Consider the following 21,990-nt stretch of genomic DNA (forward strand, 5'->3'; position numbering starts at 1 on the left):
GTGCTGAGCTATATTTGGTCATAAAAAATACCCCACAATCATTAGACAATTTTGTCTAACAATTGTAGGGCACTTCATTCCTCGTGGCCTTATTCGTTATGTTTAGTTTTCACGTTTTAATTCAATTAACGAACCGGTACGAGCATCAGCGATAAACTGGTAATTAACGGGGATGCTGTCCTCTAAACGAGTAACACCACCATGGTAAACGTCTGCTTTGACGGCGTAACGCTGGTAGGGATCTGCTTGTGAGTCAATCCAACTACCGATAACCGGACCTTCTTTTTTAAAGTCATCCCGGATCATCTTTAAGATGCGGGTGGCTGACTGCTTGCGGTTGCCAATTAGCTGACCAAGGACGAACCCGGCAATGCTAGACAACCCCAGCGTCGCTGAGACTTTCCATGGTGAAATTAGAGAATTATTCATTGAGCTCCTTCTTCCGCGTAAGTTAATACAGTTATTTTATCATATAACAAGGCAAAGGCAATTAATCCATCGTGGGCGCTGCGTGGGAGTGGACAATTAGGGATAATCGCGCTAAGCTTACTAAAAATAAGTTAAAGGAGAAATCGTTAAAATGGAAAAAGTAGGGAAAACAACGCTGTCGCAACTGGAACAAAAAATGGTCACGGGGCAATATGTCCTCTTCTTCAGTGCGGATTGGTGTCCGGACTGCCGGTTCATTAAACCGTTTATGCCTGCAATTGAGGAAGATTTTCCGCAAATGACTTTTCTGGCCATTGACCGGGATGAAAACATGGACCTCGCACGGGAATTAGATATCTTTGGCATCCCCAGTTTTGTCGTGTACCAGGACGGTAAAGAGCAGGGCCGTTTTGTCAACAAGGACCGTAAAACGAAGGAAGAAGTGGAAAAGTTCCTGACCAACTTCACAAAATAATCTAACATGGTATGCTATTAAGGGTACTTTGAATGGAAAGGAAATAATGCCATGTTAATTGCAAGCTACAATGCAAAAGCCATGGGCGACGTTCTTGTGGTGATCGTTGCTGCCGATGGCGAAAATCAACGGGTAACAGTTAAGGAAAACGTTGCCCAGATTCTGTCCGGGGATGGACAATTATTGGGCTACAACTTTATGAACGCCTCACAGCTAATTCCTGAATTATGTTCAGCTAATGGCCAGGTCCACTTGTCAGCGGACCAAGTGGCAACCTTAAACCAGGCAGTGCAAAAGGCCGGGTTTGACCAAGAAATTGTTTACGATGGCAAGCCGAAGTTTGTCGTTGGCTACGTTGAAGAAATGAAGGACCATCCTGACTCTGACCACCTCCACATTACGACGGTTGATACTGGTGATGAGAAGTTGCAGATTGTCTGTGGTTCACCAAATATCGCTAACCACATCAAGGTTGTGGTGGCAAAAGTCGGGGCAATGATGCCTGATGGGAAAATTATTTTCCCTGGGGAATTGCGGGGTATCGAGAGTAATGGTATGATTTGCTCAGGCCGTGAATTAAAGCTGAAAAACGCCCCTGACCGTCCGGGATGTGTAATCTTACCAGATGACTTTGGCCAAGCCGGTGACGCGTTTGACTTTGAGCGGGGCAACCACCTTTTTACTACGGCTGACTAACTAAGAATTAACAAGCAAGGGGGACGTTGACAATTGCCGACCACCGTCGGCCATTTCAATGGCCCTTTTTTAATCAATCAAATTGTTATATTGGAGGAACTGTGACAATGGCCAAGACGTATTATTTTGTGGGAATTAAGGGTACTGGAATGGCTTCACTAGCCCGCTTGCTGCATGACCAGGGCAACAAGGTGTGCGGCTCTGATATTGAAAAAGAGACGTTTACTCAGGGCCCCCTCGAAAAGGCTGGCATTAAGATTTTTAACTTTGACCCCGCTAACCTTAAAGAAGGGATGATTGTTGTCCAGGGGAACGCTTTTGGTGACGACCAGCCAGAAATCAAGCGGGCCCACGAAATGGGACTCACTGTTTTGTCATACCCCGCTGCGGTGGAACAACAGGTTGAAAAATTCACCAGCATTGGGATTGCCGGCGCGCATGGTAAGACCAGTACGACTGGCCTGCTGTCCCATACCCTCCACGAAGTTGCCAAGACCAACTACCTAATTGGTGACGGGGTTGGTCATGGTGAACCGGACGCCCGCTTCTTTGTTTTCGAAGCCGACGAATATCGTGACCACTTTTTGGCTTACCACCCGGATTACGCGATCATGACCAATATCGACTTTGACCACCCGGATTACTTTAAGGATATCAATGATGTCCGCCAGTCCTTCGAACAATTCGGTAGCCAGGTCAAGAAGGCGGTCTTTGCCTGGGGTGACGATGAAAACCTGCGACAATTAAAACTGGATGTGCCGATTTATTACTACGGGACCAGCGACCGTGATGATTTCCGCGCTGTCAACATTAAGCGGACACCGGCTGGTTCGACTTATGATGCTTACTTCCACGACCAGAAGCTGGGGACTTTCACTATCCACTTGTATGGTGAGCACAGCGTCCTCAATAGTTTGGCGGTGGTTGCCGTGGCCTACATGGAACACGAAGACCTGGATGCCATTCGGGAAGAACTGGCCAAGTTTAGCGGTGTTAAGCGGCGCTTTAGCGAGACCGATATTGCCGACATGAAGATTATTGATGACTACGCTCACCACCCGTCAGAAATTAAGGCCACCCTTGATGCTGCCCGGCAAAAGTTCCCGGAGAAGGAAATTATTGCCGTCTTCCAACCACACACCTATTCGCGGTTGGCTGCTTACCTACAGGACTTTGGGAAGGTGCTTTCAACAGCCGACGACGTCTTTGTCACCCCGATCTTCGGTTCCATTCGGGAACACTCCGGGAAGGTTTCCCGGCAAGACCTGGAAGATCTGGTGCCGGGCAGCCACGATATCGATATGCAGTCGCTCGGTCAGCTGTTTGACTTCCATAATGCAGTTGTGATCTTTATGGGCGCCGGCGACATCGAAAAGTATGAAGAAAAGTATAAAAAGATGTTGGAAAACTAGTAAATCGCTTGTCCTGTGCAGCGAGCTCTGCTAACATTTCACTTAACTAACTTTGACCATTATTGACCTATGAAGGAGGATAAAAATGGATAACATGAATCCACAGACCGGCCGTCGCCAGGTCGTTGATCAGATCGGGTTAAACTCGTTTCTGACGAAGATGTACGGCAACATGGCGTTGGCGGTGCTGGTATCAGCCTTATCATCTTATCTGACGCTGACCACTTTTCGGACAGCGGTGATGGGCTACTTTGTTGCTCACCCGGGGATGGTTTGGTTACTCTTATTATTGCCAATCGCCTTGTCAATGGGGATTTCCTTTAGTGCGACCCGCAATCCTGTTGGTGGCTTTATTATGCTGATGGTGATGGCGGTGATCTATGGGGTGGAATTCGCCTTGATTGCTGGTATCTACACGGCGGCAAATATTACGACGGCCTTTATTTCCGCTTCATCGGTGTTCATTGTCCTGGCCATCTACGGGACCGTCACCAAGCGGTCACTGAACAAGGCCGGCTCTCACGCCATGGCAGCACTGATCGCCTTGATCATCGCTTCGCTGATTAACCTGTTCTTAAAGAGTGCGGTAATCAGTTACGTCTTTTCGTACATTGCAGTGATTATTTTCGTGGTCTTAACTGCTTGGGATACCCAGAAGATGAAGCAGTTGTACATCGAATATGGCAACCAGGTTTCAGTAACTGGGTTGGCCATTACTGGTGCACTGCAGTTATACCTGGACTTCATTAACTTATTCTTGCAGTTGCTGAATATCCTTCAAATGGGCAGCAACCGCGACTAAGTACTGGTAACTTAATATTCAAAAGGGGTTGGGGATTTTCCTAGCCCCTTTTTACTTTCGAGCTATTGAACACCATGAATTAGGAAACTTTGGTACAATTAAAACGATTAGGAAAAGGGGAGCGACTTTCAATGTCAAAAAAATTACTGCTGATTGACGGTAACAGCATTATGTTCCGGGCATTTTTTGCCTTACACAACCAGCTTGGTAAGTTCACCAATGCTGATGGTATGCACACGACGGCAATCTACGGCTTTAAGTTGATGTTAGACCACGTATTGGAAAACTTTCACCCGGATTACGCGTTAGCGGCCTTTGACGCGGGGAAGGTGACTTTCCGGACTAAGATGTACGGGGATTATAAGGGTGGCCGTAACAAGACCCCAGAAGAGTTAGTAGAACAAATCCCGTCAGTTCATGAACTGGTAGAAGACTGTGGGATCACCGCCTACCAGCTTGCTAATTATGAAGCTGACGACATTATTGGCACGCTGGCGGGACAGGCTGACCAAGCTGGCTGGGAAACGCTAATCGTGACCGGTGACCGGGACTTAACCCAGTTAGCCACGGCCAATACGACCGTTGCCGTGACCAAGAAGGGCGTGACCCAAACGGAACACTATACGTCGGAACACGTCGAGGAAAAGCTTGGTCTTAAACCCAAGCAAATTATCGACCTCAAGGCACTGATGGGCGATAATTCAGATAATTATCCCGGGGTGAGTGGCATTGGCGAAAAGCGGGCGTTGAAACTGGTTCAACAGTTTGGCAGTGTTGAAGGACTCTATGATAATCTTGACCAGCTTAAGAAGAGTAAAATGAAAGAAAACCTGGTTAACGAAGAAGCGGTTGCCAAGCAGTGTAAGACGCTTGCCACAATTCTCCGGGATGCGCCCCTTGAAGTCGGCATTCATGACATCAAATACCAGGGTGAACAGACTGATCAACTGGTCCAGTTCTACCAGAAGATGGGCTTCCGGAGCTTTCTGGCAAAGATGAATGCGCCACTTGAAGCGGGTGGTAGCCAGCCAACAGCCGAAAAACCGATTAAGTATACGGTCTTGAACGCCGATAACCTTACCCTGGTTAAGCAACTGCCATCGCGAGTTGCCTTTATCTTGGAAATGCCGGTTGCCAACTATCACTTGTCGCCGTTTGCTGGCTTTGTCATCGGCGCGGGGGACCAGTGGTTAGTGAGTCGCGATACCGACCTGTTGAAGACACCAACATTGTCGTCCCTGCTCGCTGATGACCATTATGTGAAGGATGTCTTTAACGCCAAGGCACAAATTGTTGGTCTGAACCGGCTGGGAGTGGAGATCAACCACGTTGGTTTCGACTTGCTATTAGAGTCATACCTGCTGGACACCAATGACAACAATAACGACCTGGGAATGCTGGCTCATGAGCACGACTACTTCGACGTGGAAAGCGACGAGGCGGTCTATGGTAAGGGAGCCAAGCGTCACATCCCTGAAGATGATCAAGTCTTCTTTACCCACCTTGCTAAAAAGGCACGGGCGATTGAAAAGTTAGACCAGCCGCTAGACCACAAACTGGATGAACACCAGCAGATGCCACTTTATACCGACATTGAATTACCACTTACCCGGGTGCTCGCCCGGATGGAAATTGCCGGCTTCAAGGTGGATGCCGACCTGCTGAAGCAGATGGGTAGCAAGATGCTGGAGCGGTTGAGTGAACTAGAACAGCAGATCTACCAGGATGCCGGGGAAGAATTTAATATTAATTCCACTAAGCAGCTAGGGCAGGTCTTATTTGAAAAGATGAAGTTGCCGGTTATTAAGAAAACCCGGACTGGCTATTCTACGGCAGTCGCAGTGTTGGAAAAACTTCTGGGAACCTCCCCAATTATTGAACATATTCTTGAATACCGGCGGATCAAAAAGGTCCAGTCCACCTACGTCGATGGCTTATTAAAGGTCATCCACAGTAGTGATGGCAAGGTCCACACCCGCTATCTGCAGACCTTGACCCAGACCGGCCGGCTGTCTTCTGTGGACCCCAACCTGCAAAACATCCCGGTCCGGACAGAAGAGGGCCGGCAGATTCGTCACGCCTTCGTACCCAGTCATGCGGGCTGGCAAATCTTCAGTTCCGATTACTCCCAAATTGAACTGCGGGTCCTGGCCCACGTTACTGGTGATCAGAACTTGCAGCAAGACTTTATTGATGGCAAGGATATTCACGCCAGCACTGCCCGGCGAATTTTCCACCTCGCTGCTGACGAAGAAGTGACACCAAATATGCGTCGTCACGCGAAGGCGGTTAACTTCGGAATTGTCTACGGGATTAGTGCATATGGACTATCCCAGAGCATTCACGTCAGCCGGAAGCAGGCGAAGGAATTTATCGATAGTTACTTCCACGAATTTCCGGGCGTAAAGAAGTACGTCACCGACATTGTGAAGAAGGCTCACGACCAGGGATACGTCGAAACGCTGACCCACCGGCGCCGTTACCTGCCGGATATTAACAGTCGCAACCGGCCACAACGGGCTTTTGCTGAACGGACCGCGATGAATACTCCTATCCAGGGTAGCGCGGCTGATATTATCAAAATTGCCATGATCCGGATGGACCGTGAACTAGCTAAGCGGGGATTGAAGGCGCGGATGTTGCTGCAAATCCACGACGAATTGGTCTTTGAAGCGCCTCAAGAAGAGATTCCGCTGCTGGCCAAGGTAGTTCCACAGGTGATGGATTCGGCCATTAAGCTCGATGTGCCCCTCAAAGTGGAAAGCAAGTGGGGCGATACCTGGTATGATTTAAAGAAGTAAGGAGGAATTCAGATTGCCAGAACTACCTGAAGTCGAAACAGTTCGTCGCGGGCTCCTTAAAATTGCCAAGGGCCGGAAAATCAACGCGATTGACGTGTATTACGGAAAGACGATCGTTGGTGACGTGGAGGAGTTTCGCCACGCATTAATTGGCCAGACCATTACGGATGTTAACCGGCGTGGCAAGTACCTTCTTTTCCGCTTTACTAACCAGCTGACGATGATCAGCCATTTGCGGATGGAGGGGAAGTACTTCAATCAGGACCAGGGAAAGCCAATTGACAAGCATACCCACGTCGTTTTTAAGTTTACTGACGGGACGGAGCTGTGCTACCATGACACCCGCAAGTTCGGCCGGATGCAGTTAGTGAAAACGGGGACTGAAATGTCAGTGGCTGGTTTAAAGACAATTGGTCCGGAACCGACTGACCAGGACTTTACACTGGAGTATTTCCGCAATGTTTTGAAGCGGTCACGAGGAAAAATCAAGCCGTTCCTGTTAAACCAGCGTCACGTCGCTGGGTTAGGCAATATCTACGCCGATGAAGTGCTGTGGATGAGCAAAATCAACCCAGAGCAGCCTGCCAACAGCCTGACTGATGAACAAATTCGTCAGCTTCACGATAACATCATCAAGGAAATTGCGGTGGCAACGAAGTACAAGGGGACGACTGTTCATTCCTTTACTAACGCCTTCGGTAATGCTGGTGGTTTTCAAGAGCGACTTCATGCCTATGGCCGGGGTGGCGAAAAGTGTGAACGTTGCGGGACGAAGATGGTCAAGATTAAGGTTGCCGAACGGGGAACCACTTTTTGCCCGCACTGCCAGCCACTAATTGAGGCGTAGGCCATGATTGTGGGAATTACTGGGGGGATTGCCACCGGTAAGTCGACTGTTAGCCGCCAATTTCAAACGGCTGGTTGGCGAGTGATTGACGCAGATCAGGTGGCGAAACACGTTCGCGATACCAGTCCAGTGGTGAAAGATGCGCTCATCAAACGTTTGGGACCAGGTTTGTACGCTAGCGGCCGCTTAGATACCCGGCGACTGGGACAGCTGGTTTTCGCTGATGCGGCAGCACTGCACGAGTTAAATCAGCTCCTGCAGCCGTTAATTCGTGCCGAAATTATCCGCCAGCTGCACTCGATTGATTCCAACAAGCTGGTACTGGATATTCCACTACTGTTTGAGCAGGGCTACCAGCAATTATGTGATGTGATTGTGGTAGTGGCTGTTGATGAAGACACCCAGTATCGTCGCTTGGTTGCTCGTGATTCTCTTAGTGAGCGTGAAGCACACCAGCGGATATCAGCCCAGATGCCATTAGCTGAGAAAGTCGTCCGGGCGGATTGGACGATTGATAATAGTTGTGGTCGACGTCAAACAGCACGACAAGCAGCCTGGTTGATGGACTTCCTGGAAGATAAGTTAAGTAAGGAGAAATGCCTATGATTTGTCCACATTGTCATCATGATGGCTCGCACGTTGTTGACAGTCGTCCCAGTGAAGACGGTACCTTCATTCGGCGGCGGCGGGAATGTTCTCATTGTGGCTACCGGTTTACCACTTTTGAGCGCTACGAAGAACAACCACTACTGGTGGTCAAGAAAAACGGTGCCCGTCAGCAATTTGACCGCAAAAAGATTTTAAATGGGCTGGTGCGGTCAGCAGAAAAGCGCCCAGTCAGCATCGAGCAGCTAACTAAAATTGCCAACACGGTGGAAAATAAAGTACGGGCGCGCGGGGAAAACGAGGTTTCCACGACGATTATCGGTGAGTACGTGATGGATGAATTAAAGGATGTCGATGAAATTTCCTACATCCGTTTTGCCAGTGTGTACCGGCAATTTAAAGATGTCGATGCCTTCATGAGTGAATTGGAGTCAATCATTAACCATAATAAGAAGCATAGCAAGTAAGGACGGGATGACAATGAAACAGGCAATGCCACCAGTGACACCCAAAACGGGATACCTGGTAACAACGATGGCGGGAGATTTTACCCTCAATCAGGCGGTACTGACTAACCTGTATCAGCCATTGCTATCACCGCTCGCCTATGTGTTAGAAAATGTTTTAGCAGCACAGTTACAAGTCCACCCTTCACTGGCGGACCGGCGGCTGCATTCGCAACTGCTAACCTTGTTGAATACTGGTGCCGGAAAGCTGGAAGCAGCTCGTGACCAGCTCGAGGCGGTTGGCTTGTTAAAAACTTTTTTTCAAGAAGACGCCGTGGGAACGGTCTTTGTTTACCAACTGCAGTCCTTATTATCGGGCCAGGACTTTTTTGAAGAAGACCTATTAAGCACCAAGTTACTCCAAGTAGTTGGTGAGCAACGTTTTCAACAGCTAGCTGCTCAGCTCAAACGTTACTACTACGACCCGGCGAAACTCACTGAAATCACTCACGGCTTTTTTGATGTCTTTAATCCTGACCGAACATCATTAACGGCTGACCAACAGTTAACAGACAAGGTTAAGGCAACACTGCCTACTAGCTCCCACCAGGAAGAACTGTTGCCGGCTGACGGGTTTGACTTTGCATTGTTGGCCAAACAACTGGTAGGTGACGGCCTGATGGAGGATGACTTGCAGGCCAACCGCCAGTTAATTATCTCCCAACACCTGATGTACGGTATTGAGGAGCTACAAATGCGTCAGCTGGTACTGCAGGCGGTCGATTGGGGGACTAGCAACCGAATTGACCCCCGACAGTTAAAACTAGTGGTCGCCGGACAATTTGAAAATACCACCAAGGTGGGGCAAGAACAACCACAGGCAGCGACTACCGAAAAGCTGACTGGCTTATCCACTCAGGAAAAACAGTTGGTCAAAGTGGCTAGTGATCTCGCACCAGTAACTTTCTTGGCGACGCTCAAGCAGCAGACGGGCGGCGGCTTTGTAACGAGCAACGAAAAGTACATTATCAGTAACTTGCTCAACCAGGGGCTAGCCCCTGAAGTGATTAACATTTTAAGCTACGACGTCATTGTTCAGCAGGACTTGCCGACGTTGCGAAAAAATCTGGTGGACACAATTGCCAATAGCTGGCAGCGGGGTCACATCAGGACGGCCAGTGAGGCGCTCCAAGAAATTAAAAACTTTAACAAACCGCGCCCAGGCAAGAAATCCAAGGGTGGCAAAGTATATCGTCATCGTCGGGGCCGTGTGAAGGAGCAACTGCCTGATTGGGCGCAAGCTGGTCAGTCGGAGAAGAAGAAAACGAAGGCTAGTGCAGCGCAATTACGCGAGTCGCAGCAACTACTTGCCAAATTAAAACAGAAGCACGATAATCAAAAGAAATAATGTCGTCAGGAGGTGGGAAGAATGGAATCAGTTAGCGAGCAACTGCAAAAAATAATGGCGTCTCGTCACGAAGAAACCCAGCGGTTACGTCAGGAAGTATTAAGCGACCCGGAAATCAGCCACTTTCTTCAATACCACCAGGCAGAGCTGACGCCGGAGATTATCGACCGGGGGATGTCCAAGCTGTACGAGTTCTATCACGAAAAGCAGCTGGCCACTAATAATCAAACAACGGTGGCCCCAGGGTACTCGCCGCAATTGACGATTCGCAACCAGCAAATTGACGTCACCTACGTTCCTACTGAAAAATTAAAGGCCCAACAAGCAGCTGAGGCACTGAAAAAGCGGGTCACCTTACGAAACATGCCGAAGTTTATTCGTCAGGCTGATTTTGACCACTTTTATACGGATGAAGCGCACCAGACGGCCAGCCGTCAGGATGCCTTCAATGCCGCGCTGCGCTTTGTGAGTGATTACCAGCCCGGCGTGTTTCAAAAGGGGCTGTACCTCTACGGGAGTTTTGGGGTTGGGAAGACCTACCTGCTGGGGGCAATTGCTAACGCCCTGGCACAGCAGGGCGTGGAGTCAACGCTCCTTCATTTTTCAAGCTTTGCAGTGTCAATGAAGGCGGCCATTCGCGACAACCGGACCGCTGACATTCTTGACAGTGTCAAACAGGCACCCATCTTAATGATCGACGATATCGGGGCCGATGCGATGTCGGCCTGGATCCGCGATGACATTCTGGGAGTAATCCTGGAATACCGGATGCAGCAGGAATTGCCAACCTTCTTCTCTTCTAACTTCTCGATGGACCAGCTGGAAGAAGAACACCTGGCGATCGATAACCAGGGGAATGAAGAGCCACTCAAGGCCAAGCGGATTATGGAACGGATCCAGTTTCTCTCTGATGAGACCCCGATGATGGGTGATAATTTGCGAAATGGCTAAGAAGTGAAATCAGCTCCTTGACAACGGTCGTGGGATTTAGTAAAGTATTAACCGTTGAAAGAAAAAGCAGAAGCACCCGCTTCTCGCCTAGGTTACTAGAGTGGCCGGGCAAACGAGCTGAATGTTAACACGGATCTTCCTGGTTCGTGGCTAATAGGCGGGGTGCGTATGCGCTCCGCCTTTTGCTGTTTCTTTCGCGAAATAAATTGGAGGTGTGTTGCCATAGCTCAAGGAATGATTGTCAATGACGGTATCCGAGCACGGGAAGTGCGGCTAATTGGTCAAGGTGGCGAACAGTTAGGGATTAAGTCCCGCCGTGAAGCGCTGCAGCTGGCAGAAGATGCTGGCCTCGACTTAGTATTGGTTGCCCCAAAGGCTCGACCGGCAGTTGCACGGATTATGGATTATGGGAAGTACCGTTACGAGATGCAAAAGAAGGAACGGGAAGCCCGCAAAAAGCAAAAGACGGTCGCGGTAAAGGAAATCCGCCTCAGCCCGACGATTGACACTAACGACTTCAACATCAAGTTGAACCGGGTCAAGAAGTTTATCGCCAAGGGTAACAAGGTTCGGATCTCAATCCGTTTCCGTGGACGTGCGATCACGCACAAGGATATTGGTCGTGACATGATTGAAAAGATGGCCGATGCAACCAAGGAAATTGCAACGGTTGAGCAACGACCAAAGATGGAAGGTCGGAGCATGTTCTTAACCATTGCTCCGCGGACTGACAAAGATAACAAATAATAAAGAAGGTAGGAATTTCTTATGCCAAAGATGAAGACTAATCGCGCTGCTGCAAAGCGTTTTAAGAAGACTGCCAAGGGCGGTTTCAAGAGTGGTCACGCATTCACTAGCCACCGTTTCCACGGTAAGACTAAGAAACAGCGTCGTCAACTGCGCGGTACTGGTATGATGGACCAAACGAACATCAAGCGTTTCAAAAAGATGCTGCCATTCAAGTAAGCAGACGGTACTATTAACGATTAACGAGGAGGAAACGACACAATGCGAGTAAAAGGTGGAACAGTAACGCGCGCACGGCGCAAGCGGATTATGAAGTTGGCACGGGGTTACCGTGGTTCAAAGGGGACCCTGTTCAAGACTGCTAAAGACCAGGTAATGAAGAGCTACACTTACGCATTCCGTGACCGGAAGGTTAACAAGCGTAAGTTCCGTGAACTGTGGATTGCACGGATTAACGCAGCTGCCCGCATGAACGGGATCAGCTACAGCAAGCTGATGCACGGTTTGAAGCTGGCTAACATCGACATCAACCGGAAGATGCTGGCTGACCTGGCTGTTAACGATGCAGACGCATTCACTGCCATTGTTAACGAAGCTAAGAGTGCTCTTAAGTAATTAAGAAGTTTTATTAGCGGGGGACTGGTTACCGGTTCCCCGTTTTTTGTTTCAAAAATTTGAACCGGTGAAAAGACGCCGTTATAATTATTTTTGGAACCATTGAGAAAGGATTGCGAACATGATTGAGCTTTTTAAACCAACGTGGATGGTCGAAACGGCTTACGAAATTGACCCTCAGGCACTACATCAGCATGGGATTCGGGCGGTTTTTAGCGATTTAGACAATACACTGACCGCGTGGAATAACCCTAACGGTACTCCCGAAATGCGTGACTGGATGCAACGGCTCCAGGCGGCGGGGATTCCGTTAATCATTATCTCTAATAATACTGCCAAGCGTGTTGGTAAAGCGGTGGAAGCGTTGGACTTGCCTTTCATGGCGCGATCGTTAAAGCCGCTCGGTTTTGGTATTACCCGGGCACGCAAAAAACTCGGATTAGCCAAAAGTGAAGTGGTTATGGTTGGTGACCAGTTGATGACTGACATCGCGGCAGCGAATAGTGCCGGTGTCCGGAGTGTCCTGGTTAAACCCCTGATTGACACTGATAAGTGGGTCACCAAGATCAACCGGGTAGTAGAAAAGCCAGTAATGAGGCAGTTAAAACGCCGTTTTCCGAAAGAAGTTCAATGGCAGGAGAAGATTAATTAATGGATCAATCACAAGATAAAGAAGAACTTCGCTGTATTGGTTGTGGAGCAGTCATCCAGACAAGTGATCCACACGAGGTTGGCTACACGCCGCAAAGTGCACTGGAGCGGGGATTAGCTAACAATGAGCTATATTGCCAACGCTGTTTTCGTCTTCGACACTATAACGAAATTGCGCCAGTGTCGCTGACCGACGACGACTTTTTGCGCTTGCTCAACCAACTAGGGAAAGTTGACGCCTTGGTTGTCTATGTTGTTGACATTTTCGATGTGACTGGCAGTCTCATTCCGGGGCTTCACCGCTTTGTTGGCAACAACCCAGTCTTGCTTGTTGGTAATAAGGAAGACTTATTACCGCACTCTCTGCGGCGAAGCAAGTTGCGCGATTGGTTGCGCCAGCAAGTTAACCAGGCGGGCATCCGGCCGGTGGGAACAGTCCTGGTCTCCGCCAAGAAGAACCGCCAGATTGATTCACTGCTGGAGAAGATTGAGCATTACCGGCAGGGCCGCGATGTCTACGTTGTCGGGGTCACTAATGTTGGCAAGTCAACGTTGATTAACACGATCATTAAGCAGCGGACGGGTGTCAGCGACCTCATTACCACTTCACGGTTCCCGGGAACTACGCTGGATAAGATCGAAATTCCGCTTGATGACGGTCACCAGCTGGTAGATACACCGGGAATTATCCATGAAGAGCAGATGGCCCACATCTTGCCAGCGGATGATCTGAAGATTATTTCGCCACAACGGGAAATCAAGCCGCGAACTTACCAGTTAACGGAAGGGCAGACGCTCTTCTTTGGCGCCGTGGCCCGGTTTGATTTCGTGAGTGGACCAAAGTCGGGCTTTAACGCTTACTTTGATAATAACCTGATGATTCACCGGACCAAGTTAGCTAATGCGCAACATTTCTACCAGCAGCATGCGGGTGAATTACTGACACCGCCGACGAAAGATGAGCTGGAGGACATTCCGCCGCTGGTTGAACATAGCTTTGCTGTTCAGCAGCGCAGTGACCTGGTGATTGAAGGGCTCGGCTGGGTAACGGTGCCGGCGGGGTGTTCAGTCGTTGGCTGGGCACCGAAAGGTGTAGGTGTCGTCTTGCGTTCAGCAATGATTTAAAAGGAGAAAATGATGCAGTTACGAGGAAAACAAAAAAGATACCTCCGGGCACAAGCTAACCACTTGTCGTCAATCTTTAGTGTCGGCAAAAATGGTCTGACACAGGCTTGGCTTGACCAGCTGGATGGCGCACTGGACCGGCGGGAATTAATTAAGGTTAGTCTCCAACAGAACACTGAGACGACGGTAGCAGAAGCTGCCCAGTTCATTGAAGACAATACTGATATTCAAGTAGTTCAAAAAATTGGCCGGGTACTGCTTTTATTTAAGGAGTCGGCCAATGAGAAGCAACGCGACTTATCAGCCAAAGTCGCTAAAATTTAATTGATTGGTGGTGAGAGCATGCAGAAACAAAAGCAGGCAGGGGTGGTTGTGCAGCCAGCGCCACAACCGTTGATTTTCAGCAAACGACGGCGCGTTGGCCTGTACGGTGGCACATTTAACCCCGTGCATAACGCCCACTTATTAGTGGCCGACCAGGCTGGAAAGGCCCTCTGTCTTGACCAGGTTTTGTTTTTGCCGGATGCTCAACCACCACACGTTGACCATAAGGAAGCGATTGCTGCCCAAGACCGGGTGGCAATGCTGCGGTTAGCGATTGCCAATAACAGTTTCTTTGGTCTCGAGCTGGACGAGGTTCAACGTGGCGGGACTAGTTATAGTTACGAAACCGTCAAGCGACTGAAAGAACGCCATCCCGATGTAGATTATTACTTTATTATTGGCGGTGACATGGTGGACTACTTACCAACCTGGTACCGGATTGACGACCTGGTCAAACTCGTTCACTTTGTCGGGGTGCGGCGCCCGGGGGCCAAAAACGAAACCCCTTATCCGGTGACCTGGGTGGATGTGCCACAAGTCGACTTCAGTTCAACTGACATCCGGCGCCGGGTCAGGACGGGGCAGTCGATTAAGTACATGGTGCCGTCAGCCGTGGAAGATTATATTGAGGAGCATCAGTTGTATCATGACCACGATTAACTACCAGCAGCACTTGCTGCCATTAAGTCGCCAGCAGCTTGTTGATAAACTAGCTGAGGCGCTGACTGAAGACCGGTTCCATCACGTTCTCCGGGTTGAGCAGACAGCCATTAAGCTGGCAAAACAATACGGTGTTGACTTAGAAAAGGCCAGCATTGCCGGGCTATGCCACGACTATGCTAAGCAGCGCCCCGATGAAGACTTTCTTCGCGAAATTAAAGAAGATGGTCTCGATCCAGACTTGTTAAACTGGAACAACGCCATCTGGCACGGAATCGTTGGTGCAGAAATGGTCAAGCACGAGCTCGACGTGTGGGACGAAGATATCCTTAACGCGATCCGTCACCACACGACAGGGGCGCCGGTGATGAGCCCCTTGGAACAAATCATTTACATGGCCGATTACATCGAACCGGGGCGGAGCTTTGCCGAGGTCGTGAAGGCCCGTGAATTAACAGCCAAGAGCTTAACATTGGGCGTTGCTTACCAAACCGAACAGACACTTGCTTACTTGGTTGAACGTGACTTACCAGTGTACCCAGCAACTATTCTGACTTACAATGCCTGGGTGCCACAAAATAAAGGAGAACTTTAATGGATAGTAAAAAAACACTCGAACTTGTTGTGAAGGCGGCCGATGGACGCCGGGCCGAAGATATTGTTGCCATGAAAGTTGATCAGATTAGTCCAATGGCGGACTACTTTGTCGTGATGACTGGTGGTTCTAACCGGCAAGTGCAGGCCATTACTAACGCCATTGTGGAAATGGCACATGAACAACAGCTCGAAATTGGGAGCGTGGAAGGCAAGAACGCTGCTCAATGGGTCTTAGTTGACCTGGGTGACGTAGTTGTTCATATCTTCCGCGAAGAAACCCGCCAATTCTATAACCTGGAAAAGCTTTGGTCCGACGCACCGCTGGTCGACCTGAGTGCGTGGGTTAATGACTAATGGGTGTTTACCAGAGCTTTGCCAGTATCTATGATCAATTATTTGATCCGGCAATGTATGACCACTGGGCTAATTTCAGCCAGCAGCGGGTTCATTTACCAAGACCAGCCGTCCTCGACCTTGCGGGGGGAGCTGGTCGTTTTGCTAGTCTGATGGCCAAGCGGGGCTGGCAAATGACCGACTTGGACCAGTCGGAGGAAATGCTGACGTTGGCTTCAGAACATGCCACAGCGGCGAATGTCAACCTCACGCTCGTCGAAGGTGACATGACCCAGCTGGATGGTTTGCCAACCTATGATGTCGTCACTTGTTACGCGGATTCGCTGAACTACCTGCCAACACCGGCGCGAGTCAGCCGGACACTCAAAGAGGTGGCAGCTCATTTATCAACGACGGGTGTCTTTCTGTTTGATGTAATTACGCCGTACCAGACAGACGTGGTTTATCCTGGTTATATGTATAACGACGAAACTGATGACCACCAGGCGGCGTTGATGTGGCGGTCTTATGCCAATGATGATGTTGATCATGGGGTTGTCCACGACTTGGTAATTTTTCACCTTCAAGGTAATGGTAGTTATGACCGCCAGGCGGAATTGCATTTTGAACGATCGTACCCGTTATCGTGGTGGCAAGAGCAGTTGCAGGCGGCGGGTTTTAAGAACATCAAGGTCACCGCAGATTTTGGCCGCCATCAACCAACGGCAACCACGACCCGCTGGTTTTTCGAATGCCATCAATAGGGGGAACAAGGGATGAAAGCAGTCGGCTTAGTTGCGGAATACAACCCATTTCATAATGGCCATCGTTATCACCGCCAGCAGGCCCAGCAAGTGACGAATGCTGATGTCGTGGTGGCAGTGATGAGTGGCAATTTTACGCAGCGCGGGGTGCCAACCATTGTTGACAAATGGCACCGGACCCGGGAAGCCCTGCAAAACGGCGTTGATTTGGTGGTAGAACTGCCACTCTTTTATGCGGTTCAACCAGCCCACCTTTTTGCAGCCGGGGCCTTGCGGCTCTTAGCCGGATTAGGCGTTCACGACGTCGTTTTTGGCGCGGAACACCCTCACTGGGACTTTCGACAGCTGGTAGCGGCGGAGAAGGATTTTCAAACGACTAGTTTTCATCGCTATAACGCCACTTTTGCAACCCAGTTCAACCAAGAGTTGGCCAAACGGACTGGCCACCAGCTGACCGCTCCCAATGACATTCTGGCCTTTGCTTACCAGAAAGCGCAGGAAGAGGAAAAACTGCCCATTGCACTGCACGCGATCGAACGGGTCGGAAGTGCTTATCATGATCACCACCTGGGAGGTAAGTTAGCTAGTGCGACGGCCATCCGTGACGCAGTGGCTGCTGGTCATGTTCCGGAACATGCGGTGCCGCCACAAACGGCTGCCGACTTACGCGAAGTAGCAACAGTACCAACTTGGGATCGGCTTTACCCACTGTTGCGTAACCAGCTGATCCAAGCACCAGTTGCCCGGCTAGCTGAAACTTACGAAGTGGCTGAGGGTTTAGAATACCGGATGAAGGACGCTGCAGAACGGAGTTTAGACTTTTTGAGTTTCCAGCAGGCGGTGAAGTCGAAACGGTATACCTATGCCCGACTGTTGCGAGCAGAACTGTACCTCTTGTTGCAGGCATCAGCGAAGGAAGTCGAGGCTGCAATGGAGCAACCATACTATCACGTTCTGGGCTTTACCAAAGCGGGTCAACGTTACCTTCACCAAGTCAAAAAGGAATTACCATATCCACTCATTGTGAAGGTTGACCAGAACCTCAAGCGGGGGCTGATGAACCTTGACTACCGGGCCGGCAAACTATACCAGGTTTTTACAAGTAGGGAGCAAGATCTGAAGCGGCCACCACAGCGTCTGTAAGCTGTCAAGGAAATAACATTGACAATAAACGGGGCGGCTAGTATAATTCATCATGTTGCATTAGGAGGTTTAGCGCATGAAATGGTCACTATCTGAAGCACGTAAATATCACGATACTCCACTTCACATTACGCAAACTCTTGAGCTGAACGAGTCAATGACGAAGCGGTTTCCAGAAATGGTACTGGCAGTAGAGCCAGTCACCGTTGATGGTTACTTGAGTTATGACGATGGGGATGCGACCCTTGGCGTTAACGTCAAGGTGAAGCTGACCGTACCGTCGAGCCGGTCATTGACTCCCGTACCGTTATCTCTTGACTTTGATTTTACGGAGTCCTACGTGGGTGATAAGGCCCACCTAGAACGTTACGAAAAGGATGAAGTGGTGTTTGTCATCGACCCGGATCACGGGACGATTGATCTCGACTCTGCCGTCGCTGAAAACATCATTGAGCAACTGCCACTGAAAATCCTCACCAAGGAAGAGGCTGCCGGTAAGGCAATGCCCGCTGGTCGAGGCTGGCAGGTAGTGAGTGAAGATCAAGTTCAGCAGGGCAACGATCAGCAAGTTGATCCACGTTTGGCTAAGTTGAAACAATTATTTCCTGATCAGGATGAAAAAAAGTAGGTTAGCCGACGGTTAAAAACCTTTGTGGATAATTTCATTTTAAGGAGGTGTCACTCATGGCTGTTCCAGCACGGAAAAAATCCAAGATGCGTAAGCGTACTCGTCGGGGTCACATTAAGTTGACTGTCCCTGGCCTGGCACCATGCCCAAACTGCGGTGAACTGCGCAAGTCACACATGGTTTGCCCTAACTGTGGTTACTATGATGGCAAGCAGGTTGTTACGCCTAACAACTAATTTCACAACAAAAAAGCTTCCTAAGGGACCGGTCCTTGGAAGCTTTTTTCATTTTCGTAACAATATTTTACAAATAGATGTTAATCAGCTAACAATCCGTTTGAAAAACGGATAAGATCCGCCAAATTTGCTATCTTTACAAAGTAAACTTAGTCTTTTGGGGGAAATTAGGTTGAAACTTGCACGTTGGTCAAGTAAACTCATGACGATTTTTGGCACGGCCATGCTGGTCATGCCGATGATGGCATCGACGGTTGTTGCTGGCACTCGTCATCACCGGACAGCAGTACCGCTGGCACTGGTCAATCAGTCGACATTGAACGCGACGGCTAGCAGCCTCAGTGCTGATCGGACAAACCAGGAATCAGGAACGACTGCTAAACTGCCAGCATCGCCATCCAGTACGGCCTTTACGCCGAGTGAGGTCCACGCTGTCCGGCCAGACGGAACTGGAACGGTGAAGGAAAATGCGGATGCCAATGGTGGGGTCATTCGGTGGTACCTCGGCCAGGAACCGGCTGACATTAAGCCATACTTGCAGACACCACGGACGGCTGGACTGGGATACGAAACTAGTCGCGGCTGGTTTAACGGTAGTGGTGTCGCTGCTGACCAGTGCGTCGGCTTTGCTTCTAGTTACTTCTACGCGCTCTGGCAGCAAAAAGGCAGTGGTCAGCGCCTGCCACGGGTAACGGTTCCCGCTGGTGGTGATGCGGCGAGTGACTGGGCCCAAGCGGTTGGTGGGCATACCGACAGTACGCCGCATGCTGGCGCAATCGCCGGAACGGGACATGATCATCCGGAACCGTTGGGCACGAACCCCTATGGGCATACCTTTGTGGTGATTCACGTGTTGGCAAACGGTGATATCATTTGTGCCGAACAAAACGGGTTGTACTCTGGGGGTAATAATGGTCATGGACCGGCAGCCAACCAGTGGAATTATTTATTAATTTCCAAACACTTATACAAGGATGTTATCCACGCCCAGTTTTTCACTCCTAACGTGGATGCGCCAAATTCAACTCGTTGGCAATTAAACTGGTAAAAACAAGTTCTGACTGCCATCTGTAACATGAATGGCAGTCTTTTTCATGAAAAAGCGGTACAAGCCGGATTAGGATGAGTTATAATCACATTAACGATTATTAACTGTTGTCTCATTTGGTATTAGCAGGTGGAACAGTTAAGGCCGGAATGACGGCAATCAAATTTAGAGGAGTTAACTTTATGAGTAGTCGGATTTTAATTATTGAAGATGAGGAAAATTTAGCGCGCTTCGTTGACCTAGAACTGAAACATGAGGGCTACGACACGCAGGTGGAATTGGATGGCCGGGCCGGCTTGGATGCGGCCCTCAAGGATGATTATGACCTCATTTTGCTGGACCTGATGCTGCCGGAATTGAACGGGATTGAGGTCGCACGGCGGGTTCGCGAAGTCAAGGATACGCCGATTATTATTATGACCGCCCGTGATTCAGTGATCGACCGGGTTTCCGGCTTAGATCACGGGGCTGATGACTATATTGTCAAACCGTTTGCGATTGAAGAGCTACTCGCTCGGGTCCGGGCACTGCTGCGGCGGATTAAGATTGAAGATAAGAGTAATGAAGCACACCAGCAGATGGTCACTTATAAGGACCTGACGATTGAAAAAGAAAACCGCGTTGTTCGGCGGGGGGATGAGGTCATCAACCTGACGAAGCGGGAATACGAACTCCTCTTGATTTTGATGGAGCACATCAATGTCGTGATGCCACGAAAGGAACTGTTAAGTAAGGTTTGGGGCTACGACTCTGACGTTGAAACTAACGTGGTTGATGTTTATATTCGTTATCTCCGAAACAAGATTGATCGCGAGGGTGAAAAGAGCTATATCCAAACTGTCCGGGGAACCGGTTACGTGATGCGTTCGTAATTGCCGTTGAAAAGTGGGGTTAGGCAATGAATTCTGAACAAGGACCACAGAAACGCTTTATTTCCTTAAAAGTAAAGTGGGCGATCGGGACAGCTCTCGGCGCATTTGTTATTTTCGTTGCTCTTGCTTCGACCCTCTTCTGGTCATTTAATTCCGACTTGTTGAACCAGGAAAAAAAGGCGGTTAACAGTAGTGCATCAACGATTAGCCGACGACTGGAATCGATTCAGCAGACACCGCTGACCAGGCAAACTGTCCAGGACAGGTTGATCAAGCACCAGTCGGCGCGAGCAAATGGCCATTTTTATAAAACGCCAGTTGTCGAGGGCTTAGCGGATAGTCATTTGATTGTAACCGTCTATGATCTGCAGGGCCACCCGGTCTTTTCAACGGGGCGGCCGCAAAAGGGGCTGGAGAAGAGCAAGCGGGTAGCGCCGGCCCAAATGGTGAAGGGGGATGACCACCGGATCCTACTGGCAAGGCATCCGCTGCGGCGAAGTGATAATCACCAGTTAATCGGCTACCTGCAGGTGGAAAACCTCTTGCAAAGCTACTACCAGCGGTTTTACCACATGGCAGTGATTGCTTTATTGCTGTTGTTACTGGTAGTGCTCTTGAGCGGGTTGCTCGGTTACTTCTTAACCTACTTCCTCCTCTCACCGCTTAACAGTATTCATTCCACCCTGGAAGAAGTTAGTGCTGACCCGACGCGCGATGTCCGCGTTGAGGTCTCCTCAGCAAATGATGAGCTGGCGGAATTGGGGCGGATGTTCAACAAGATGTTGGACCAGACACAGCGCTACATTAACCAGCAGTCGCAGTTTGTTGGGGATGTTTCTCATGAACTGCGGACACCAATGGCGATTATCCAGGGCCATATTCAGATGCTGCAGCGGTGGGGAAAAGAAAAGACGGATATCCTTGATGAATCAATCGATGCGATCATGCAAGAAACGAAGCGGATGAATAACTTGGTCAAGGAAATGTTAGACCTGAGTCGCGCTGAACAGGTTGACATTCAATTCCGTGACGCAACAACGGTCGTCAATGACGTCGTTAACCAGGTTTACAATGACTTCAAGATGATCCATCCTGATTTTGTGTTCATGCTTGATGACGACCTCCACCGGCCAGTCAAGGTGCAGATTCACCGTGACCACCTGGAGCAAATCCTGATTATCCTCTGTGATAACGCCATCAAGTACTCGACAGAACGCAAGGAAGTCCACCTTACCTTGTCAAAGAGCCTCAACGCAGTAGAAATTGCCGTTCAAGACTTTGGTGAAGGGATTGCTCCCGAAGAAACCGAGAAGGTCTTTGACCGCTTTTACCGGGTGGATAAGGCTCGAAGTCGAAAGAAGGGTGGTAACGGCC

27 protein-coding genes and 1 other annotated feature are annotated in these 21,990 nt (G+C 49.6%); of the genes, 26 read left to right on the forward strand and 1 reads right to left on the reverse strand.

All coding sequences use genetic code 11. From position 1 onward, the window contains the following. Window positions 1–102: 102 nt before the first annotated feature. Window positions 103–429: a hypothetical protein gene (locus Q0E49_RS05340; protein WP_295746905.1), complete on the reverse strand. Its 327-nt coding sequence runs from the start codon at window positions 427–429 to the stop codon at window positions 103–105. 151 nt (window positions 430–580) lie between these two features. On the opposite strand from Q0E49_RS05340, the gene Q0E49_RS05345 reads away from it, so the two are divergent. The 26 genes from Q0E49_RS05345 to Q0E49_RS05470 form a co-directional block, all read left to right on the forward strand. Beyond that, window positions 581–904 carry a thioredoxin family protein gene (locus Q0E49_RS05345; RefSeq protein ID WP_295746906.1) on the forward strand — a complete coding sequence of 108 codons (324 nt, stop codon included), beginning with the start codon at window positions 581–583 and terminating at the stop codon, window positions 902–904. A gap of 51 nt (window positions 905–955) precedes the next feature. Then, window positions 956–1,600, forward strand: coding sequence for a YtpR family tRNA-binding protein (gene ytpR / locus Q0E49_RS05350; RefSeq protein WP_295746907.1), 645 nt, complete (start codon window positions 956–958; stop codon window positions 1,598–1,600). Between the two features lie 107 nt (window positions 1,601–1,707). Further along, a complete protein-coding gene (gene murC / locus Q0E49_RS05355; RefSeq protein ID WP_295746908.1) occupies window positions 1,708–3,012 on the forward strand; it encodes a UDP-N-acetylmuramate--L-alanine ligase in 1,305 nt (434 codons plus the stop codon). An 85-nt stretch (window positions 3,013–3,097) separates the two neighbouring features. Beyond that, window positions 3,098–3,814 (forward strand): Bax inhibitor-1/YccA family protein, encoded by a 717-nt coding sequence (locus tag Q0E49_RS05360; RefSeq protein ID WP_295746909.1) that lies wholly within the window; start codon window positions 3,098–3,100, stop codon window positions 3,812–3,814. A gap of 131 nt (window positions 3,815–3,945) precedes the next feature. Next, the gene (gene polA, locus Q0E49_RS05365; RefSeq protein ID WP_295746910.1) at window positions 3,946–6,615 is read left to right on the forward strand and encodes a DNA polymerase I; all 2,670 of its coding nucleotides are present in this window, start codon (window positions 3,946–3,948) and stop codon (window positions 6,613–6,615) included. A gap of 13 nt (window positions 6,616–6,628) precedes the next feature. Then, window positions 6,629–7,462: a DNA-formamidopyrimidine glycosylase gene (gene mutM / locus Q0E49_RS05370; protein WP_295746911.1), complete on the forward strand. Its 834-nt coding sequence runs from the start codon at window positions 6,629–6,631 to the stop codon at window positions 7,460–7,462. 3 nt (window positions 7,463–7,465) lie between these two features. After that, a complete protein-coding gene (gene coaE, locus Q0E49_RS05375; protein ID WP_295746912.1) occupies window positions 7,466–8,068 on the forward strand; it encodes a dephospho-CoA kinase in 603 nt (200 codons plus the stop codon). Continuing rightward, window positions 8,065–8,535 carry a transcriptional regulator NrdR gene (nrdR, locus tag Q0E49_RS05380; RefSeq protein ID WP_295746913.1) on the forward strand — a complete coding sequence of 157 codons (471 nt, stop codon included), beginning with the start codon at window positions 8,065–8,067 and terminating at the stop codon, window positions 8,533–8,535. Before coaE ends, nrdR begins: the two co-directional genes overlap by 4 nt. A gap of 13 nt (window positions 8,536–8,548) precedes the next feature. After that, complete coding sequence (locus Q0E49_RS05385) at window positions 8,549–9,922, forward strand: DnaD domain protein (protein ID WP_295746914.1); 1,374 nt, start codon at window positions 8,549–8,551, stop codon at window positions 9,920–9,922. Between the two features lie 21 nt (window positions 9,923–9,943). Beyond that, window positions 9,944–10,873 (forward strand): primosomal protein DnaI, encoded by a 930-nt coding sequence (gene dnaI, locus Q0E49_RS05390; protein WP_295746915.1) that lies wholly within the window; start codon window positions 9,944–9,946, stop codon window positions 10,871–10,873. A 58-nt stretch (window positions 10,874–10,931) separates the two neighbouring features. Continuing rightward, window positions 10,932–11,066: a sequence feature (ribosomal protein L20 leader region), on the forward strand. Between the two features lie 41 nt (window positions 11,067–11,107). Beyond that, window positions 11,108–11,620: a translation initiation factor IF-3 gene (gene infC, locus Q0E49_RS05395; protein WP_295746916.1), complete on the forward strand. Its 513-nt coding sequence runs from the start codon at window positions 11,108–11,110 to the stop codon at window positions 11,618–11,620. Between the two features lie 21 nt (window positions 11,621–11,641). Further along, window positions 11,642–11,839, forward strand: a complete 198-nt coding sequence (gene rpmI / locus Q0E49_RS05400; protein WP_102278920.1) for a 50S ribosomal protein L35 — start codon at window positions 11,642–11,644, stop codon at window positions 11,837–11,839. Window positions 11,840–11,881: 42 nt separating this feature from the next. Further along, a complete protein-coding gene (gene rplT / locus Q0E49_RS05405; protein ID WP_102278918.1) occupies window positions 11,882–12,235 on the forward strand; it encodes a 50S ribosomal protein L20 in 354 nt (117 codons plus the stop codon). A gap of 121 nt (window positions 12,236–12,356) precedes the next feature. Next, a complete protein-coding gene (locus Q0E49_RS05410; RefSeq protein WP_295746917.1) occupies window positions 12,357–12,887 on the forward strand; it encodes a YqeG family HAD IIIA-type phosphatase in 531 nt (176 codons plus the stop codon). Further along, a complete protein-coding gene (gene yqeH / locus Q0E49_RS05415) occupies window positions 12,887–14,011 on the forward strand; it encodes a ribosome biogenesis GTPase YqeH (RefSeq protein ID WP_295746918.1) in 1,125 nt (374 codons plus the stop codon). The genes Q0E49_RS05410 and yqeH overlap by 1 nt, the downstream gene beginning before the upstream one ends. A 12-nt stretch (window positions 14,012–14,023) precedes the next feature. After that, on the forward strand, window positions 14,024–14,335 hold the full coding sequence (gene yhbY, locus Q0E49_RS05420) for a ribosome assembly RNA-binding protein YhbY (RefSeq protein WP_295746919.1): 312 nt from the start codon (window positions 14,024–14,026) through the stop codon (window positions 14,333–14,335). Window positions 14,336–14,353: 18 nt separating this feature from the next. Then, on the forward strand, window positions 14,354–14,995 hold the full coding sequence (locus Q0E49_RS05425; RefSeq protein WP_295746920.1) for a nicotinate-nucleotide adenylyltransferase: 642 nt from the start codon (window positions 14,354–14,356) through the stop codon (window positions 14,993–14,995). Then, the gene (gene yqeK / locus Q0E49_RS05430; RefSeq protein WP_295746928.1) at window positions 14,979–15,590 is read left to right on the forward strand and encodes a bis(5'-nucleosyl)-tetraphosphatase (symmetrical) YqeK; all 612 of its coding nucleotides are present in this window, start codon (window positions 14,979–14,981) and stop codon (window positions 15,588–15,590) included. Before Q0E49_RS05425 ends, yqeK begins: the two co-directional genes overlap by 17 nt. Then, on the forward strand, window positions 15,590–15,946 hold the full coding sequence (gene rsfS / locus Q0E49_RS05435; protein ID WP_295746921.1) for a ribosome silencing factor: 357 nt from the start codon (window positions 15,590–15,592) through the stop codon (window positions 15,944–15,946). Before yqeK ends, rsfS begins: the two co-directional genes overlap by 1 nt. After that, on the forward strand, window positions 15,946–16,689 hold the full coding sequence (locus tag Q0E49_RS05440; protein WP_295746922.1) for a class I SAM-dependent methyltransferase: 744 nt from the start codon (window positions 15,946–15,948) through the stop codon (window positions 16,687–16,689). Before rsfS ends, Q0E49_RS05440 begins: the two co-directional genes overlap by 1 nt. 12 nt (window positions 16,690–16,701) lie before the next feature. Then, window positions 16,702–17,832 (forward strand): nucleotidyltransferase, encoded by a 1,131-nt coding sequence (locus Q0E49_RS05445; protein ID WP_295746923.1) that lies wholly within the window; start codon window positions 16,702–16,704, stop codon window positions 17,830–17,832. Between the two features lie 76 nt (window positions 17,833–17,908). Then, the gene (locus tag Q0E49_RS05450) at window positions 17,909–18,460 is read left to right on the forward strand and encodes a YceD family protein (RefSeq protein ID WP_295746924.1); all 552 of its coding nucleotides are present in this window, start codon (window positions 17,909–17,911) and stop codon (window positions 18,458–18,460) included. Window positions 18,461–18,516: 56 nt separating this feature from the next. Then, a complete protein-coding gene (gene rpmF / locus Q0E49_RS05455; protein WP_102278893.1) occupies window positions 18,517–18,696 on the forward strand; it encodes a 50S ribosomal protein L32 in 180 nt (59 codons plus the stop codon). Between the two features lie 202 nt (window positions 18,697–18,898). Next, window positions 18,899–19,744, forward strand: coding sequence for a CHAP domain-containing protein (locus tag Q0E49_RS05460; protein WP_295746925.1), 846 nt, complete (start codon window positions 18,899–18,901; stop codon window positions 19,742–19,744). Between the two features lie 182 nt (window positions 19,745–19,926). Further along, on the forward strand, window positions 19,927–20,616 hold the full coding sequence (locus Q0E49_RS05465; protein WP_295746926.1) for a response regulator transcription factor: 690 nt from the start codon (window positions 19,927–19,929) through the stop codon (window positions 20,614–20,616). Between the two features lie 26 nt (window positions 20,617–20,642). After that, window positions 20,643–21,990 (forward strand): HAMP domain-containing histidine kinase (locus Q0E49_RS05470; RefSeq protein ID WP_295746927.1); only part of this gene is annotated, 1,348 nt, incomplete at its 3' end.

Origin of the sequence: uncultured Limosilactobacillus sp. (assembly GCF_934202235.1) — a bacterium.
Lineage (GTDB): Bacteria > Bacillota > Bacilli > Lactobacillales > Lactobacillaceae > Limosilactobacillus.

What these genes read in the sequence shown, in the direction of transcription:
- rpmF (WP_102278893.1), top strand. Translation starts at nt 18,517, where the DNA reads ATGGCTGTTCCAGCACGGAAAAAATCCAAGATGCGTAAGCGTACTCGT.
- ytpR (WP_295746907.1), top strand. Translation starts at nt 956, where the DNA reads ATGTTAATTGCAAGCTACAATGCAAAAGCCATGGGCGACGTTCTTGTG.
- infC (WP_295746916.1), top strand. Translation starts at nt 11,108, where the DNA reads ATGATTGTCAATGACGGTATCCGAGCACGGGAAGTGCGGCTAATTGGT.
- Q0E49_RS05460 (WP_295746925.1), top strand. Translation starts at nt 18,899, where the DNA reads ATGACGATTTTTGGCACGGCCATGCTGGTCATGCCGATGATGGCATCG.
- nrdR (WP_295746913.1), top strand. Translation starts at nt 8,065, where the DNA reads ATGATTTGTCCACATTGTCATCATGATGGCTCGCACGTTGTTGACAGT.
- rsfS (WP_295746921.1), top strand. Translation starts at nt 15,590, where the DNA reads ATGGATAGTAAAAAAACACTCGAACTTGTTGTGAAGGCGGCCGATGGA.
- Q0E49_RS05360 (WP_295746909.1), top strand. Translation starts at nt 3,098, where the DNA reads ATGGATAACATGAATCCACAGACCGGCCGTCGCCAGGTCGTTGATCAG.
- coaE (WP_295746912.1), top strand. Translation starts at nt 7,466, where the DNA reads ATGATTGTGGGAATTACTGGGGGGATTGCCACCGGTAAGTCGACTGTT.
- Q0E49_RS05410 (WP_295746917.1), top strand. Translation starts at nt 12,357, where the DNA reads ATGATTGAGCTTTTTAAACCAACGTGGATGGTCGAAACGGCTTACGAA.
- yqeH (WP_295746918.1), top strand. Translation starts at nt 12,887, where the DNA reads ATGGATCAATCACAAGATAAAGAAGAACTTCGCTGTATTGGTTGTGGA.
- Q0E49_RS05425 (WP_295746920.1), top strand. Translation starts at nt 14,354, where the DNA reads ATGCAGAAACAAAAGCAGGCAGGGGTGGTTGTGCAGCCAGCGCCACAA.
- Q0E49_RS05445 (WP_295746923.1), top strand. Translation starts at nt 16,702, where the DNA reads ATGAAAGCAGTCGGCTTAGTTGCGGAATACAACCCATTTCATAATGGC.
- Q0E49_RS05450 (WP_295746924.1), top strand. Translation starts at nt 17,909, where the DNA reads ATGAAATGGTCACTATCTGAAGCACGTAAATATCACGATACTCCACTT.
- Q0E49_RS05340 (WP_295746905.1), bottom strand. Translation starts at nt 429, where the DNA reads ATGAATAATTCTCTAATTTCACCATGGAAAGTCTCAGCGACGCTGGGG.
- polA (WP_295746910.1), top strand. Translation starts at nt 3,946, where the DNA reads ATGTCAAAAAAATTACTGCTGATTGACGGTAACAGCATTATGTTCCGG.
- rplT (WP_102278918.1), top strand. Translation starts at nt 11,882, where the DNA reads ATGCGAGTAAAAGGTGGAACAGTAACGCGCGCACGGCGCAAGCGGATT.
- Q0E49_RS05385 (WP_295746914.1), top strand. Translation starts at nt 8,549, where the DNA reads ATGAAACAGGCAATGCCACCAGTGACACCCAAAACGGGATACCTGGTA.
- rpmI (WP_102278920.1), top strand. Translation starts at nt 11,642, where the DNA reads ATGCCAAAGATGAAGACTAATCGCGCTGCTGCAAAGCGTTTTAAGAAG.
- dnaI (WP_295746915.1), top strand. Translation starts at nt 9,944, where the DNA reads ATGGAATCAGTTAGCGAGCAACTGCAAAAAATAATGGCGTCTCGTCAC.
- Q0E49_RS05465 (WP_295746926.1), top strand. Translation starts at nt 19,927, where the DNA reads ATGAGTAGTCGGATTTTAATTATTGAAGATGAGGAAAATTTAGCGCGC.
- yhbY (WP_295746919.1), top strand. Translation starts at nt 14,024, where the DNA reads ATGCAGTTACGAGGAAAACAAAAAAGATACCTCCGGGCACAAGCTAAC.
- Q0E49_RS05440 (WP_295746922.1), top strand. Translation starts at nt 15,946, where the DNA reads ATGGGTGTTTACCAGAGCTTTGCCAGTATCTATGATCAATTATTTGAT.
- Q0E49_RS05345 (WP_295746906.1), top strand. Translation starts at nt 581, where the DNA reads ATGGAAAAAGTAGGGAAAACAACGCTGTCGCAACTGGAACAAAAAATG.
- murC (WP_295746908.1), top strand. Translation starts at nt 1,708, where the DNA reads ATGGCCAAGACGTATTATTTTGTGGGAATTAAGGGTACTGGAATGGCT.